Source organism: Novosphingobium sp. HNCC26BN242, assembly GCF_057180525.1.
On sequence record NZ_JBXUGM010000002.1, the window covers coordinates 477,138 to 491,821 of the forward strand.

Sequence of the window (14,684 nt, forward strand, 5' to 3'; positions counted from 1 at the left end):
GTGAAAAATTCCTGTTGTTTAGCGCATCTTCTTCAGCAGCCAAGAGAAGCTCTCTCCACTGCGGGGGACCTTGGCGGTGACAACCAGCTGCCGCGTGCCGACTGGCCGACCTTGACCGTCTGCCCAGAGGCTTTCTTCGACCGAAACCGGATCGCGGCCTGACCGGAACTGCCACAGGCTGCCATCGGGCAGGGCAAGCGAGATGCCTTTTCCGTCCGTGCTGGCGGACAGTTCGATATGCGGGCCTAGGTGGAAGCGCAAGGCTACACCGATGGTGCCGCGCTTGCCCTTGCGCCCGGCGGGCACGAGCAGATCTTCGCCGCGCAGTTCGGTGCCATCGTCGCGCAGGATCAGGATGCGGCGGTGGACGAGGCCATAGCGGCTGACATAGCCGTTGTGGCTGGCTTCGATCCGGGTGGCACCGCCGCCTGCGCCACTTGGGCCACTGGTCTCTGCCGAAAGGGTGCGGCGGTCTACCTCAACCTCGGACACGCCTGAGCCGATGCGCCCGTTGATCAGCACAGCGGTGGAGTTGAAATCGTCAATCGTCAGCGTGGAATGGGCCGCAGTGGCGCGCAGGCCCTGTTCAAGCCGCAGCGGGATCATGCCGCCTGCAAAGGCTGCGCCGCCGCAATTGACGATCAGGCGGTCCTTGCCGTGGCTGAATTCAAACGCCAGCGTGGAAGCACAGCCATCCCGCGCGTGCCGGGCTACGGGCGGGGGGCCTGCATCGAACTGCAGCACTGATTTGCCTGCAGTGGCGCGCTGGTATCCCCACTGCCGCGCATCGCGCAACGGGCGGGTGCGAACGCCGCTGGCCTTGATTAGCGTTTCGATCTGTTCGGCAGAAACAGCCCCCGCGCCTTGCCAGTTGCCAAGGCCGCCATCGCCATGCAGCAGCGCCAGCAGCGGCGGGACCAGCAAGGTCAGCATTGTCTGGATCTGTGGCAGCGGATCTGTGCGCACCGCTTCGTAGCAGGCGCGCAGTTCGATCAGCAGCTCAATCGCTTCGATCTGGCAGATTGGGCTGCGTGAAAGCACGCCGCCATCATCGCTGACCAGTTCGCCCAAGGCGCGGACCAATCCGGCCTCGGCATAAAGGCGGCGCGGTTTGGCATCGGCCATGATCAGGCCAGTGGCGACCAAGCCGCACCAGCCCGCAACCTCGCTCAACCGATCGTCAACCTTAGTGACCCGCCGATCAAGCCAGCGGGCGGTATCCTCGATCGTGTTCAGCACTTTGGCGCGGAAGGCGCGGTCTTGCCCCGAAAGCACCAGCGGGGCGTGGATCATCCAGTTCAGCAAGCGATGGCCAACATTGCCAACGTCCCACGCAGGCGTCGGGTCGGGCTTGGGATTGGCGGTGAGCCACGTGGCCAGAATGCGTTCGGCAACTTGCGCGCATTGTGCGCGGGTGCCGCCTGATTCCAGATCGCGCAGCCAGCGAAAGCCATGGACCATGCGTTCGAACGGTGGAGGCAGGCGCGGCCCCGAAAAGGTGGTGTCGGCAATCGCAGACCTGAAGCCATGGATCAGGAAGTGCCCTGCCCGCAGTGCCTTTCCCGCAGCAGCATCGCCCGGCAAAGGAGGTAGCACGGTGGCGGTCAGCCGTGTCTTGGCGCGCTTGCGAAAAGGGTGAATGGTGCTGGCCGGAAGGCCGATGCTGTACGCAAAGCGGACCAGCCTGTCGCCTGCGCCAAGGGCAGGTGGGGCAAAATCCGCAAGCGCCAAGGCGCGGCCCGGTTCGATCACCCCGGGTTCGACCCCTCCGGTATCAGGAAGGACAGCCGCAGGTGAGCTGCCATTTGCAGGGGCGCTGGAGCCTTTATCGTTCAACTCGGCCAGCGGTTCCTCCTGCAGGGCATCAAGCGGGATGGCGCGGCGGGCGTCTGCCGCCGGGCGGCTTCCGGTCAGGGGGAAGCCGCTGTCTGCCATATCAGCCCAATGCCTTCAATGCAGCGATATTTGCCGCATAGTGCGATGGCCCGCCTTTGAACGAGGCGGTCCCGGCAACCAGCACATCGGCCCCGGCATCGACACACGAGCGGATCGTGGTTGTATCGACGCCGCCATCAACCTCAAGGTGGATTGCGCGGCCCGACTTGTCGATCATCTTGCGCACGGCTTCGATCTTGCGCAGTTGGCTGGAGATGAAGCTTTGCCCGCCAAAGCCGGGATTAACGCTCATGATCAGGACCAGATCGACATCATCGATCAGGTAATCGAGCATCTTGGCAGGCGTTCCCGGATTGAGCGAAACGCCCGCCTTCTTGCCCAGCGCCTTGATTGCCTGGACCGAGCGATGGATATGCGGCCCGGCTTCGGGGTGGACGGTGATGATATCGGCCCCGGCATCGGCAAAAGCCTGCAGATAAGCGTCGACCGGCGAAATCATCAGGTGCACGTCGAAAGGTTTGGCTGTGTGCGGGCGCAGCGCTTTGACCACCATCGGGCCAATCGTGATGTTGGGGACGAAATGGCCATCCATCACATCCACGTGGATCCAGTCTGCGCCGGCAGCATCGATCGCGCGCACTTCTTCGCCGAGACGGGCAAAGTCTGCGGAAAGGATGGACGGCGAGATTAGCGGAGTCATCTGGCGGTATTATCCTGCAGGTGGCGGCAGTGATTGCAATGTATTGCTAAAGCCCCACCCCCTTGCGCTTAGCTTTGGCGAATCGGCGGAACAAGCGGCGTTCAGCGGATTATCCACACGGAATGTCCCGGATTGGACGTGCTTTATGCTTGAACCGACGCTTGCAGCAGGGTTCAGCGGTGGTTCACGGCCCGAATCTTACTTAACCATCCAGAAATATGCCAGTATGGCGCGGACTGAAGTAGCCGGAACACAGATGTAATGAACAAGGTTCATCATCAACTGGCCGAAAAGACACATCGAAATTGGGGCAATCTGAATATGAAAATGCCGAAACGCTGGCCATTACATTGGCATGCCACGGCGCTGACCTTTGCTGCGGTCACTTCGGCGCTGGCAGGTGGGGCTAGCGCCGCCGCGGCTGCTACGCCCAATTGTGCCGGGCCGAAGAGCGACACCTGGATCAATGTAACTGTTGATGGCGTGCGCAACGGCAACGGGCTGATGGCAGTGACGCTTTATGCGGACGAGCCGCGCAAGTTTCTTGCCAAGAAAGGCTCGATGTATGTCGGGCGGGTCGATGCTACGGCACCCGAAACGCGCATGTGCCTTTTTGTGCCCAAGCCGGGAGTCTACGCTCTGGCCGTCTATCATGATGAGGACGCGAGCACGAACCTGAAACGTAGCGGCGTTCTGGGCCTGCCCGAGGAGGGATTCGGCTTTTCGAATAACCCGCCGACAATCGCGAGCATTCCCTCATTCCGGTCGGTGCGGCTGAATATCGCGAAAACGGGCCTTTCGACCCGCGTTCACCTCAAGTATCCTTAAGTTCTGACCCTAGGCGCTACAGACCCTCTGCCGGAACGCCGATTTCGGCGAAGGTCCGGGCGAGGTGCCAGGGTGCCAGTTCTTCGGCCAAGGCGTGGGCGCGTGGATCGTCCACGTCCATCCACCAGGCATCTTCGATGTCCATTGTGGCGGCTCGCCCCGCATCGGCAAGGCGCTGCATGCCATCGGACAGGCTGCCCGGTTTGCCTTCGGCTATGGCATCGCGAATGGCTAATGCCAGTTCGGGCGTGGCAAGGAACGCGCCGCAATCCACTGCATCGTAAGGCGTGATGGTTTTGCCGATGGCGGTTATGCGGCCCTCAGCGTCCATTCGCACCCATGTGGCATCATCGGGATCGACCAGCGGATTATCGACGCGACGGTCAATCGCCAGAGTTACACCACGCGTCGGCTGGTCTTCCATCATGAGCCGGGCCAGAATATCGGCATCGAACATGTGGTCGGCCATCATCAGCAGATAATTGCCATCGCAGCGGGTAGCTCCGGCCATGACCGAATAACCATTGGGCGTGGACCAGTTGTTCAATCGCACTGGCACGATTTCCACCCCCGCCCGCAGCGATAGATCGGCCAGAAAGGCTTCGAGCATGTCGGCATGATGGCCAGTTACCACGACCAATCGGGTTACGCCCGCCAGCATCGCCTGACGAATGCCTATTTCTATCAACGGCACGCCCGCAACCGGGGTGAGCGGTTTGGACGGCGATAAGTCGGCAAGGCGACTGCCGAAACCAGCGGCGATGATCAGGGCATCCATGATCGCACCGGTTAGAGGTTTCGAAGCAAAATGAAAAGAGTGCCCGATGGAACGGAGCGACGCGGGCGGTTGAAACCTGAGTATGAGCCTTGTCTTTGGGACCGCCTCAATGAAAAAGCCGACCAGACATGCGTCCGGTCGGCCAATTCCATACCTGCAGAAAGGCGGTCGATTATTCGGCGGCCAGCTTTTCAACAGAGGCGTATTCATCAACCATCTGCGCAGCGACATCATCGTTGAACTGCTGCGGCGGATGCTTGCAGAAGTAAGCCGACGGGCCGATCAGCGCGCCGCCTTCACCACGATCAAGTGCCACCTTGCAGCAACGGATTGCATCCATCACGCAAGCGGCCGAGTTCGGGCTGTCTTCAACCGAAAGGCGCAGTTCGAGGTTCATCGGCACATTGCCCCACTGCTGGCCTTCCATACGGATGAAGCACAGCTTGTTGTCCTTCTGCCAAGGAACATAGTCCGAAGGACCAACGTGGATGTTTTCGTCAGCCAGACGCGTGGCAAGCATGGCCTGCACGGCTTCAGTCTTCGATTCCTTCTTGCTGCCCAGACGCTGACGGTCGAGCATGTTCATGAAATCGGTGTTGCCGCCAGTGTTCAGCTGATACGTGCGCTCTACGGTTACGCCGCGTGCTGCAAACAGGCTGGACAGAACGCGGTGGACGATCGTGGCGCCAACCTGGGCCTTGATGTCGTCACCCACGATCGGGATGCGCTTTTCGCGGAACTTCGCTTCCCATTCAGGGGTCGAAGCGATGAACACGGGCATGCAATTGACCACAGCAACGCCAGCTTCAAGCGCACATTCCATGTAGAATTCGGTGGCTTCCTGCGACCCGACGGGGAGGAAGTTGAGCAGCACTTCGGCGCCCGAATCCTTCAGAGCCTTGACGATATCGGCCTGGGTGGCTTCGGGCTGGTCAGCCACGATGAAGCCCTTTTCACCGACCGAAGTCATGTGTGCGGCAACGCCATCGGACACGCGGCCCATGATCACCTTTGCGCCGGTCTGCGGCACATTGGCCTGAAACACGGTGGTGTTGTTGGGGGCTGCGAAGATGGCTTCGGCAATATCCTTGCCAACTTTGCGCGCATCGACATCAACGCCGAGTACGAAATCGACGTCTCCGGCACCATATCCGCCAATACGATCGTGGATAAGGCCCTGCGACGAATTGTTGTTGCGGTAATAGGCAACGCCCTGCACCAGCGAGCTAGCGCAGTTTCCCACGCCGATCACGGCGACCTTGATTGGCTTCATGAATAACGATCCCTTCACACAGGCGCTGCAAAGCGGCTGTAATCAAACTGACTCAAAATACCGAAATGCTATCGAATGCAAGCCGATTCCTCAGTTGGTCACGAGGAATCAAGGAACCAGCTTGTCAGTCTTGTCCCGTATCCTGCGCCCTCATCCGCAATCTGCTTCCTGCGCCGCACCAAAAATCAGGCGCGCAGAACAAAGCATCTTCCGATGGGACGCGGCCCTTAACCGAAAAATGCCCCATGCGATAGTGCGTTTCCGCAGGGTCTATCGCATGCTGTCACCCGTTTGCTGAAACCGTGGCAAAAACGTCACCAAGATCTGCAAGGGCTGACAGGGTTTTCGTGCCCGGCACGGCCTTCTCGAAATCGTCCGAGGTGAACGCTTCGGTCAGCAATGCGCAGAACCGCACCCCGGCCGCGGCCGCGATGTGCGCGTCATTGGGTGAATCTCCGGTGAACAGAAAATGAGCGCGCGAAATGCCGAACCGCTGTTCCAGCGCCAGGAAATGCGCTTCGCCCTTCGCAAAGCCGGGTTCGGTGTGGCCAGCAGGCCGATACCCAAGCGCACAGTCAACTGGCCAGTCTTTGGCAAGGCGATTGACGTAAGTGGCGAGGTTGTTTGATGAGATCGCGATGAGCAGGCCCCGCGATCGCCAGTCTGCCAGAAGCTTTGCATTGGCTGCAGAAAGCGTGATTCCAGAAAGATAACCATCCTTCCACGCTTCGAACCGCTCTGCCACATCGTCGGTCTGCTCGCCCGGATAAAGTTGCCGCAGCTGTCGCTCAAACGGCAGGCCAGATGTGGCAAAGTAGGCCCTGCGGGCATCGGCAAGGGGTGTGCCGAAGGCTTGCGCCATCAGCTCCGCAGCCTTGTCGGCATAGTCTTCCATGGTTGGAACGAGCGTTCCATCCAGATCGAATACCAGCACCTTGATCTTTGCGGTGGCATCGTTCCCTGCGCGCAATGACGCGCCGTGGTCGATCATGCAGCCAGGCTTTCGCGCGCTACGGCAAGGTCCTCGGGCGTATCAACTTCGAACCACACAAGCCCTGATAGCCAGCAAACCTTGGGCGAAAGGCCATTCTGGCCACCTTGTGCGTCATTCCGGGCGAGTTCATCAAGGACCATCTCGACCGAAGCTGTGGCCAGATCGCAATGTGCGTTCACGCGATCGAAGGCATCCCAGTACCCGCTGATCGCGTTCTGCGTAACGCAGGTGGTGCCGATATAGGCCCCATCGTATTTCGGCAGGGTCTTTGAAATAGCGAGGAGGCGATCGTTCCTTTCGATCACCTTCATTTCATCGGGCAGGACCGGGCGTTCCTTTTCGCACGCAATGCCGATGCCATCGGACAGGACCGCGAAGTGGCGGGTGTACATGTCGACGGGAAACAGATGGTCCGCATTCGTGATGATGAACGGATCAGGCCCGATCAGCGGGCGTGCAGCCCCCAGTGATGTCAGATTTCCAGCCTCAAGTTGCGGATTGCGCACGGTTTGCACCGGAGCATTTGGCCAATGGGTGGCAATATGATCTTCGATAAGCTCGGCACGGTAGCCGGTGACCACGACAACCCGGTCAACCACCGCAAGCAGCGCGTCGATCGCAAAATCGAGACAGGTTCTTCCGGCAACGCCGATCAGGGGCTTGGGCAGGGCGTCAGTCTCAACGCCAAGTCTGCTGCCGCGGCCCGCAGCCAGGATAACGCCAATCATTCGTTTTCTCGGTTCCCGGTTGCGGATCAATTGCGGGTCAATTTGGGGGAACCAACGGCATCGCGCAAGAGGCGTCCGTTGATGGTTCGTGTTTTGGCCACTGTACTTGAACGCAGGCTGACTGATCTACTTAAAGATGGCGCATGTGGGGCGGCAGCAACAAGCCTTCGCTATCGGCCGCAATCAGCGGGGCACACCACGCCACCGCACCGAGCCAGAAGCACAGCCCGCCCAGCAGCATTCCCGGGATCATCCATGCGAGGCCGAACAGGCAAAGGCAGCATGCAAGCAGGACATAGACATCGCGCTTGAACAGTCTTTCGACTGTGAGCGTTACTTTTTGCAGCACAGGGCGCCCTTCAAGCTGGATGGTCAGCGCAGCGCGCAGCACATCGAAGCTGCCGCGCTTTGGCCCCAAGCGCACCAAAACGCTCATTGCCGCAATGCCGCTGATTAGCAGCATGATGCAGGCCAGTCCGATCCACACGTAGCCAAAGCCGTAGGTGCCGACCACGCCGATCATCAGGCCGATGACGAAGCCAATGTTTGCCACCATATCGCAAGCCGTATCCAGTAGCGCCCCCCGCCTGCTCATTGACCACGAAACGCGGGCGATATCGCCATCCACGCAATCGGTGATCGACACCACCTGGAACAGCAATCCGCCCAGCGCGAGCCAACCGTAACCACCCTGTGCAAGGATTACGGCCATGACGCCCGCCAGCAGCAGCGTGAACCACGTGATCGGATCAGGGCCGATGCCCAGCTTCAGCGCAAGGGCCGACATGCGAAAGGACACCGGCCGGTTGATCCAGCGACCGACCGGTCCTTCGGTCGGCTTAAGCGTGGAGCGGAGTAAGGTCATGACCGTGGCTGCGTCGGTATCTTCGCGGACGAGGCGAGGATCGCTGCGCGTCAGCACCAGTGTGGGGTCCGCGGCCAGGGCTTCCAGCGCGGCCTTGGTGGGCAAGGCGTCTTCAGGAAGCAGGGCTGTGCCTGACGGCAGTTCTGCGTCGGGCGAAAGGACAGTGACGGCCGGCATAGCGCGCGCGCGCAAGGCAAAGCTTTTGTGCCAGTCTTCCTCAACGGGTTGATCCGCGATGACGAAGATACCCTGCGCGCCGACCAGATCTGCCAGAATGACGCCGCGCGCAATTCCGGTGATGCCACCGATCTGGCGCTGCAGAAAGGAACTTGCTGGAATTGCGACGAAAAACGGATTGCTCAAATGCGTTTGCCCCATACCGTGCGTCGCAGGCTCTTTCCACGCCCTATAGACCCGGCTACCGGTTGCGCCAAGTCGGCTTCCAGAAGAGGGATTGCAAGGGTGAACGTGGCAAAACGGGTAGGGACAATCGAGCGCCCAAAACGCCCGCGTGAACTGCAAGATGGCCTGAACTATCACCTCTACCACCCGCTGGCATGGCGTCTGGCGCGGGCGCTGGCGCATACGCCGCTGACGCCCAATATGGTCTCGGTCTTTGGCGGTTCGCTGGTCGTGGCAGCGGGCGTGGTCTATTTCAATATGGATTCGACCGGCGGATCGTGGGCGCTGGGCTGGCCTTTGGGGGCGTTGCTTGGCCTTTTCCTGCACATGAGCTGGCACGTGGTTGACGGGGCCGATGGCGATCTGGCGCGGATCACCGGAAAAACCAGCCCGATAGGTGAAATGGTTGACGGCATCTGCGATTATGCCAGCCACATCGTGCTTTATGTGCTGCTGGCCTTTGTGCTGACCCGGCAGATCGGTGCTGGCGCAGCCTGGGCGTGGACGCTGGCAGCAGGGGCCAGCCACATCGTGCAGTCAAACCATGTCGAAGTGCAGCGTCGGTTCTATCAGTACTGGACCTATGGCGTGCCCTGGCTGAATAACGCGAAGGACAATGGCGCCGGTCTGTTTGGATCGGGCGGGCTGTTTGCAAAGCTGTTTGAACCGATTGCGCGCGCTTATTTGCGCCTTGCCGCCGGGATGACGCCCCACGCCCGCCAGATTGACGCCGCCGTGGGCGCGGCGATGGCATCGGGCGATGATGTCAGACTGGCCGCAATCCGGGCCGAAGTGGCGCGCGAACAAAAGCCGCTGCTGGACTTCCTCAAGCTACTTGGCCCCAATCCACGCGCGATTGTGCTTGGGCTGGCGATGCTGGCGGGCAGCCCGGTGTGGTATTTCTTCTATCAGACCGTGGTGCTCAACGTGCTGCTGATCATCTCGGTGCAGCTGCACAACCGCGCAGCGATGGCCACGGCATCGCGGCTGGACGGTTTGCATCCGCCGGGGTCGCCGGCACTCAGCTGACGCTATACCGCGTCCTTGCGAACGGCAAAGGCGCACAGCACCACGACCGACAGCGTCAGCGCCTCGATCACGCCCCATACCAGCCATGGCGAATGGCCATAGAGCCACACGCCAATGGCGGGCGCGGCGATATAGGCCGCGCCATTGATTGAAGTGACCACGCCTGCCGCCTGCCCTTGCTCCCCTCGGCTGACGGCCAGACTGGCGCCCGAGGTAAAGCCCGGGCGGAACATCCCGAAACCGAGCGAGGCGACCGCAAAGCCAACGGCGATGGTGTGCAGATCGCTGCCCATTGCAATCGGCAGCACGCCAAAAGCGGCAAGACCCATGCCCCACAGCGTGGACGCGCGCGGCCCCATGCCCAGCATCGGAATCAGTCCCCATTGCGCCAGCAAGGTGGCTACCGCGCCTGCCATCAGCACCAGCCCCACAGGGCCCGCCCCGGCATCGGGATCGCCGCGAAGGCCCAACCGGTCAAGCAACAGGAACCCGATCACGCCCAGCACCATGGCCTGAGCATGTCCGCCGATCAGCCCGGCCAGCAACCATGGGCGCAAGCGCTGATCGCCAAGCCGCAGCCGCGGTGCTTCGTCGGTTTGGTCAGGTGCATCATCGGCCAGCACCTGCGGATTGGATGAACCACCATACGGATCAGCCATTACTTCGCCTCTGCCGGCAAAGCGCGGATCATCATCGGGCAGGCGCGTGCGCAGCAGCACCAGCACGATCACGCCCATGATCGCAAAGACCGCAAACGGCCCGACCAGACCGACGCCGGGCAGGATCATCAATGGGGCCAGCGCCGGGCCCAGCACGGTGCCAAGGCCAAAGCTTGATGCCACCAGCGCCAGCGCCTTGGTCCGTTCGGAACGGCCCGTCCGGCTGGCCACATAGGCCTGCACTGCCGGTGGTGCAGCTGATCCCAGCAAGCCATAGAACGAGCGCGCCAGTGCAAACAGGCTCATCGTCATAACGCCGCTCAGCCAGCCATTGAGACCGAAATGGAGGATGGCTCCGCATAGAGTGAACGAAAGGATGAACCCGATCACGCCCAGCGCCATCATCGCTTTGCGTCCCCGGCGATCAGACCGGCGCGCCCAGAAGGGTGCCAGCAAGACCCACAGCAGCGCCGACCATGAATAGGCAAGGCTGACCCACACATCGGCTATGCCAAGCCGCGTGCCGACCGATGGCATGACCGATTGCATCGCGGTATTGCCTGCAGCCGTCACCAGCATCACCGCAAACAGCAGCGCCATACGTTCTTTTGGCAGCCGAATAGCACCTTCGGTCATGGTCATTCCTGCCCGCTTGTCTGCTGCTGGATCATTCTGGACGGTTAGGCGTGGCGCTCCGTGCTTGCAATGCAGTTACAAATTTGCGACTCGCATGAGCTGATTAGACCGGCAGAGGATATCTTCCTGCAATGACTTCGACCCAGGTTGCGCGCGCGCCCCTTCTTCAGCGGGCAAAGCGCAAGGCAGAACGCCTGCTCGGCCCTGCCGGGATCTTTTTCCGGGGCTTCCTCAAGCATCCTGGCATGGTGGGGGCCATTGTTCCGTCGTCAAACCGCACGATTGAGCGGGTTTTGTCGGTGGTGGACTGGGAAGAATGCCAGCTGTTCGTGGAATATGGCCCCGGCGTTGGCACGTTCTGCCGCCCAGTGCTCGACAAGCTGCGCCGTGATGGGCGGCTGATCGTCATCGATACCAATCCCGATTTCATCGAATATCTGCAGAAAACCATCGGCGACAGTCGCTTCATTGCGGTGCACGGTTCCGCCACCGATGTGGAAGAGATTGTGCGCGCCAATGGTTTTGACCATGCCGACTATGTGCTTTCGGGCTTGCCCTTCTCGAACCTGCCCGAAGGGGTAGGTCCGGCGATCATGGGCGCTACGCACAATGTGTTGCGCCCCGGTGGCGCGTTCCTCGTTTATCAGTACACGGCGCGCGCGCGCGATCTGATGGGCCAGTTCTTCCGCCGCATCGACAAGGGTTTTGAGCCGGTCAATTTGCCCCCCTGCGTGATCAGCTGGGGCTGGAAAGAATAGGGCGCCATCGCGCCCCTGACTTCATTCAGCCAAAGATGTCGATAATCTCGTCTGCGCCATCACTTGCCAATTGGCGATAGACGGCCGCCAGCATCGCCACGAAATAGACCAGCGCGCCTGCGGTCAGCGTGCTGGAGACCGCAGCGGTCAGCACTTGTTGCACGGTGCCGCCGGTAGTCAGCACCAGCACTACACCCACCAGCATCATCGCTAGCCCATAGATTACGGCAAACAGCAGCCCAGCCAGCACGAAGAAGGTGAGCAACCGGCCCGAATTGCCACTGGTCAATGCCCATGAGCGTTTCAGCGCCTGCACGGGATTGCGCTCCGCCTCAATCGCCAAGACCGGCGCGACTAGAGCCAGACGCACGCTGCACCAGATCATCGCGATGAACGCACCGATGATGGCGATGGCCGCGATGGCTTGTTGCCCGGTCAGGGCTGCGGCACTGACCAGCACAAGAAACCCCATGCCGAGTACTGCACCGACCATAATCTGCGCCAGAATATAGGGTCCAAGCGCATGAAACCCGCGCCGGATCGCCTGCGCCACGGTGGGCAAGCGCCGGTCGGTCATCACGATCAGCATCGACACTGTGCCGGCCATCTGCAGCAAGGTGACGACTATTAGGAGCGGCAGCGACTCCGTCCACGCATCGGCAATCGTTTCCATCATCTCGCGCGGGGGAGTGCCCGGTGCCATCTGCGGTTCGGGCACGAAGACCGAGAACGCGAGGCTGGGGAACAGGAAGAATACACCGGCAATCGCGATCAGCACATCACGGTTGGCGGCGACAAGGCGCGTGGCGGTTTTCCAGGCAATGCTGCTGTCAAGACGAGGGATCATGGCGCGTCTCTAGCAGCGCAAACCCGGTTGTGTCGAACGCCGCGTTACAGTTTTGGAACGCGCGGCGGTGGCTGCTCCCCCTTGATGCAGCGGGGCGTCTGCGCCATGCGGTGATCATGTCCGTTCAGCCTTCCATCGAAATCCGCCGTGAAACAGCGCAAGTGCCCTATCGCGCCGCGCTTGATGCCATGGTCCAGCGCAATGCCGCGATTGCCGATGGCACCGCGCAGGAGCTGCTCTGGCTGCTCGAACATCCCCCAGTCTACACCGCCGGAACGAGTGCTGCACCCGAAGAGCTGCTCGATCCGCAGTTCGAAGTGGTCGAGGCCGGGCGCGGCGGGCGCTATACTTATCACGGGCCGGGCCAGCGCATCGGCTATGTCCTGCTCGATCTGCGCAAACGGGCGCGTGATGTGCGCGGTTTTGTTCACGCGCTGGAAGGTTGGGTGATCGATACGCTGGCCGATTTCGGTGTGGATTCGTGGCGGGCCGAAGGGCGCGTTGGCATCTGGACCACGGGCGCGGACGGGCGCGAGGCCAAGATTGGCGCAATCGGCGTGCGCATCAGGCGCTGGGTTACGATGCATGGTTTTTCGGTGAACCTGTCGCCCGATCTTGCGCACTTTGGCGGCATCGTGCCTTGCGGGATCGACGAATTCGGCGTTACCAGCCTTGCTGCCTTGGGCCGGACCGTTTCACCGGACGTTTGGGACGAAGCGCTGCTTGCCCATCTCGATAGGTTCCTTGCCAAGCTCGATATGCCTTGCCCACCGGAGTCTGCATGAAACATCACGGCCCCTTCACACTTGCGCTGTGCATGCTGCTGGCTGCGTGCAATCAGCAGACCGGCGAAAAGAGCGCTTCTGCGGAAAGTGGAGAGGTGCTGCCGGGATCGATTTCAGACGCGATGATCGATCTGGATACATCCACCGCTGCGCCGCCGTTCGCGCCGGTCAAGCCCAAGGCCGGTGTGAAGGCCGTGTCTGATGCCAGTTCGGCAGCCACCGATCAGGAGGCGCAGTCCGCTGAACCTGCGCCAGCGTCACCTGCCGCAGCGCCACCTGCGGCAGTCTCGGCCCAGACCGACTGACTGCCGCAGAGTTAACTGCGCCAGTGCAGTTTACGCTAATTCAGGCTTTTTCGGTTTCTTCAGCAAGCGTCGGGTAGTCGGTATAGCCGTGTTCACCGGGAAAGTACCACGTTTGCGGCACATCGACGTTGGGGTTGAGGTGCGCGCCCTTTCGAATCCGGTCTACCAGATCGGGGTTTGAGATGAACGGGCGGCCAAAGCTGATAGCATCGGCGCGGCCCGATGCCACGTCTGCGGCGGCTTCTTCCGGCGTATAGTCGCTGTTGAGCACTAGCGGCCCGGTATAGATCGAACGGATCACGCCATCCTGCTTGGGCACTTCGGTTGCGCCAAAAGTGCCGCCCGGTCCCGGCTGGCGCAGTTCGACAAAGCTGACGCCCAACTCCTGCAGCACGCGCGCAGCCTCGCCAAAAGTGGCAGTGGGGCTGCTGTCATCCGTCCCTTGCGAATCGCCATTGGGTGAAAGGCGGATCGATACCCGGTCCTTGCCCCAGACTGCGATCAGTTCTTCCACCACTTCGCGCATCAACCGCACACGGTTCTGCGGGCTGCCGCCGTAATCGTCATCGCGCAGATTGGTGCCATCGCGCAGGAACTGGTCGATCAGATAGCCATTGGCGGCGTGAAGCTGCACGCCATCGAACCCTGCCTTCTTGGCGTTTTCCGCTGCGCGGCGATAATCGCCGATCAGGCGCGGCATTTCATCGGCGCGAAGGGCGCGGGCCTGTTCATAGGGCTTCGTGCCTTCGGCGGTGTGGGCGTGGCCCGGGGCGGTGGTGGCCGATGCCGAAACGGGCGGCTCTCCGCCAAGGAAGCTGGAATGCACCACGCGGCCCATGTGCCACAGTTGCAGCACAATGCGCCCGCCTTCTGCATGCACGGCCTCGACAATCGGCTTCCATGCCTCGGTCTGCTCATCGCTCCAGATACCCGGCGCGCTGGGCCAGCCAAGGCCTTCGCGGCTGATGCCGGTAGCCTCGGTGATAATCAGCCCGGCGCTGGCGCGCTGGCGATAGTATTCGGCCATGATCGGCGTTGGCACGCTGTCACCAGTGGCGCGGCCACGGGTGAGCGGGGCCATGATGATCCGGTTGGGCGCTTCGATCGCACCAAGACGGATGGGCTGGAACAACGGTTCATGCATGCTAGGAGGCCTTTCAATTCAACACTCGGCGAACCGCACTGGGTTTCGCTTTGAAAC

The 14,684-nt window shown here is 61.3% G+C and carries 15 protein-coding genes; 5 read left to right on the forward strand and 10 right to left on the reverse strand.

What is annotated here, in order from left to right:
* Positions 1-18: 18 nt before the first annotated feature.
* Positions 19-1,935 carry a heparinase II/III family protein gene (locus tag AC2A1F_RS09890; protein ID WP_484208589.1) on the reverse strand — a complete coding sequence of 639 codons (1,917 nt, stop codon included), beginning with the start codon at positions 1,933-1,935 and terminating at the stop codon, positions 19-21.
* Position 1,936: 1 nt separating this feature from the next.
* Complete coding sequence (gene rpe, locus AC2A1F_RS09895; protein WP_484208590.1) at positions 1,937-2,596, reverse strand: ribulose-phosphate 3-epimerase; 660 nt, start codon at positions 2,594-2,596, stop codon at positions 1,937-1,939.
* Between the two features lie 321 nt (positions 2,597-2,917).
* Between rpe and AC2A1F_RS09900 the strand changes: the two genes are divergently transcribed.
* Positions 2,918-3,424 (forward strand): DUF2141 domain-containing protein, encoded by a 507-nt coding sequence (locus AC2A1F_RS09900; protein ID WP_484208591.1) that lies wholly within the window; start codon positions 2,918-2,920, stop codon positions 3,422-3,424.
* Positions 3,425-3,440: 16 nt separating this feature from the next.
* On the opposite strand, the gene AC2A1F_RS09905 is transcribed toward AC2A1F_RS09900, so the two are convergent.
* From AC2A1F_RS09905 to AC2A1F_RS09925, 5 genes are all read right to left on the reverse strand, one after another.
* The gene (locus tag AC2A1F_RS09905) at positions 3,441-4,202 is read right to left on the reverse strand and encodes a phosphocholine cytidylyltransferase family protein (RefSeq protein ID WP_484208592.1); all 762 of its coding nucleotides are present in this window, start codon (positions 4,200-4,202) and stop codon (positions 3,441-3,443) included.
* Positions 4,203-4,374: 172 nt separating this feature from the next.
* Positions 4,375-5,475, reverse strand: coding sequence for an inositol-3-phosphate synthase (locus AC2A1F_RS09910; protein ID WP_484208593.1), 1,101 nt, complete (start codon positions 5,473-5,475; stop codon positions 4,375-4,377).
* Between the two features lie 283 nt (positions 5,476-5,758).
* On the reverse strand, positions 5,759-6,466 hold the full coding sequence (locus AC2A1F_RS09915; RefSeq protein WP_484208594.1) for an HAD family hydrolase: 708 nt from the start codon (positions 6,464-6,466) through the stop codon (positions 5,759-5,761).
* Positions 6,463-7,197: a phosphocholine cytidylyltransferase family protein gene (locus AC2A1F_RS09920; protein ID WP_484208595.1), complete on the reverse strand. Its 735-nt coding sequence runs from the start codon at positions 7,195-7,197 to the stop codon at positions 6,463-6,465. The genes AC2A1F_RS09915 and AC2A1F_RS09920 overlap by 4 nt, the downstream gene beginning before the upstream one ends.
* Before the next feature lie 130 nt (positions 7,198-7,327).
* Positions 7,328-8,425, reverse strand: coding sequence for a CDP-alcohol phosphatidyltransferase family protein (locus AC2A1F_RS09925; protein WP_484208596.1), 1,098 nt, complete (start codon positions 8,423-8,425; stop codon positions 7,328-7,330).
* Positions 8,426-8,524: 99 nt separating this feature from the next.
* Between AC2A1F_RS09925 and AC2A1F_RS09930 the strand changes: the two genes are divergently transcribed.
* Positions 8,525-9,493 carry a CDP-alcohol phosphatidyltransferase family protein gene (locus AC2A1F_RS09930; RefSeq protein WP_484208597.1) on the forward strand — a complete coding sequence of 323 codons (969 nt, stop codon included), beginning with the start codon at positions 8,525-8,527 and terminating at the stop codon, positions 9,491-9,493.
* Between the two features lie 2 nt (positions 9,494-9,495).
* Here the strand turns inward: AC2A1F_RS09930 and AC2A1F_RS09935 are convergent, their stop codons facing one another.
* A complete protein-coding gene (locus tag AC2A1F_RS09935; protein WP_484208598.1) occupies positions 9,496-10,788 on the reverse strand; it encodes an MFS transporter in 1,293 nt (430 codons plus the stop codon).
* Positions 10,789-10,919: 131 nt separating this feature from the next.
* Here AC2A1F_RS09935 and AC2A1F_RS09940 point away from each other — a divergent pair, with 131 nt between their 5' ends.
* On the forward strand, positions 10,920-11,546 hold the full coding sequence (locus tag AC2A1F_RS09940) for a class I SAM-dependent methyltransferase (RefSeq protein ID WP_484208599.1): 627 nt from the start codon (positions 10,920-10,922) through the stop codon (positions 11,544-11,546).
* A 25-nt stretch (positions 11,547-11,571) separates the two neighbouring features.
* Here the strand turns inward: AC2A1F_RS09940 and AC2A1F_RS09945 are convergent, their stop codons facing one another.
* Positions 11,572-12,393, reverse strand: a complete 822-nt coding sequence (locus tag AC2A1F_RS09945) for a hypothetical protein (protein ID WP_484208600.1) — start codon at positions 12,391-12,393, stop codon at positions 11,572-11,574.
* 116 nt (positions 12,394-12,509) lie between these two features.
* Between AC2A1F_RS09945 and lipB the strand changes: the two genes are divergently transcribed.
* Both lipB and AC2A1F_RS09955 read left to right on the forward strand, forming a co-directional pair.
* Complete coding sequence (lipB, locus tag AC2A1F_RS09950) at positions 12,510-13,178, forward strand: lipoyl(octanoyl) transferase LipB (protein WP_484208601.1); 669 nt, start codon at positions 12,510-12,512, stop codon at positions 13,176-13,178.
* On the forward strand, positions 13,175-13,483 hold the full coding sequence (locus tag AC2A1F_RS09955; protein WP_484208602.1) for a hypothetical protein: 309 nt from the start codon (positions 13,175-13,177) through the stop codon (positions 13,481-13,483). Before lipB ends, AC2A1F_RS09955 begins: the two co-directional genes overlap by 4 nt.
* 40 nt (positions 13,484-13,523) lie before the next feature.
* On the opposite strand, the gene AC2A1F_RS09960 is transcribed toward AC2A1F_RS09955, so the two are convergent.
* Complete coding sequence (locus tag AC2A1F_RS09960) at positions 13,524-14,627, reverse strand: alkene reductase (RefSeq protein WP_484208603.1); 1,104 nt, start codon at positions 14,625-14,627, stop codon at positions 13,524-13,526.
* Between the last annotated feature and the right edge of the window lie 57 nt (positions 14,628-14,684).

Coding starts and splice junctions, on each gene's coding strand:
- AC2A1F_RS09935 (WP_484208598.1), bottom strand. CDS start 10,788: ATGACCGAAGGTGCTATTCGGCTGCCAAAAGAACGTATGGCGCTGCTG.
- AC2A1F_RS09910 (WP_484208593.1), bottom strand. CDS start 5,475: ATGAAGCCAATCAAGGTCGCCGTGATCGGCGTGGGAAACTGCGCTAGC.
- AC2A1F_RS09915 (WP_484208594.1), bottom strand. CDS start 6,466: ATGATCGACCACGGCGCGTCATTGCGCGCAGGGAACGATGCCACCGCA.
- AC2A1F_RS09920 (WP_484208595.1), bottom strand. CDS start 7,197: ATGATTGGCGTTATCCTGGCTGCGGGCCGCGGCAGCAGACTTGGCGTT.
- AC2A1F_RS09940 (WP_484208599.1), top strand. CDS start 10,920: ATGACTTCGACCCAGGTTGCGCGCGCGCCCCTTCTTCAGCGGGCAAAG.
- AC2A1F_RS09900 (WP_484208591.1), top strand. CDS start 2,918: ATGAAAATGCCGAAACGCTGGCCATTACATTGGCATGCCACGGCGCTG.
- AC2A1F_RS09905 (WP_484208592.1), bottom strand. CDS start 4,202: ATGGATGCCCTGATCATCGCCGCTGGTTTCGGCAGTCGCCTTGCCGAC.
- AC2A1F_RS09960 (WP_484208603.1), bottom strand. CDS start 14,627: ATGCATGAACCGTTGTTCCAGCCCATCCGTCTTGGTGCGATCGAAGCG.
- AC2A1F_RS09945 (WP_484208600.1), bottom strand. CDS start 12,393: ATGATCCCTCGTCTTGACAGCAGCATTGCCTGGAAAACCGCCACGCGC.
- rpe (WP_484208590.1), bottom strand. CDS start 2,596: ATGACTCCGCTAATCTCGCCGTCCATCCTTTCCGCAGACTTTGCCCGT.
- AC2A1F_RS09890 (WP_484208589.1), bottom strand. CDS start 1,935: ATGGCAGACAGCGGCTTCCCCCTGACCGGAAGCCGCCCGGCGGCAGAC.
- AC2A1F_RS09955 (WP_484208602.1), top strand. CDS start 13,175: ATGAAACATCACGGCCCCTTCACACTTGCGCTGTGCATGCTGCTGGCT.
- lipB (WP_484208601.1), top strand. CDS start 12,510: ATGTCCGTTCAGCCTTCCATCGAAATCCGCCGTGAAACAGCGCAAGTG.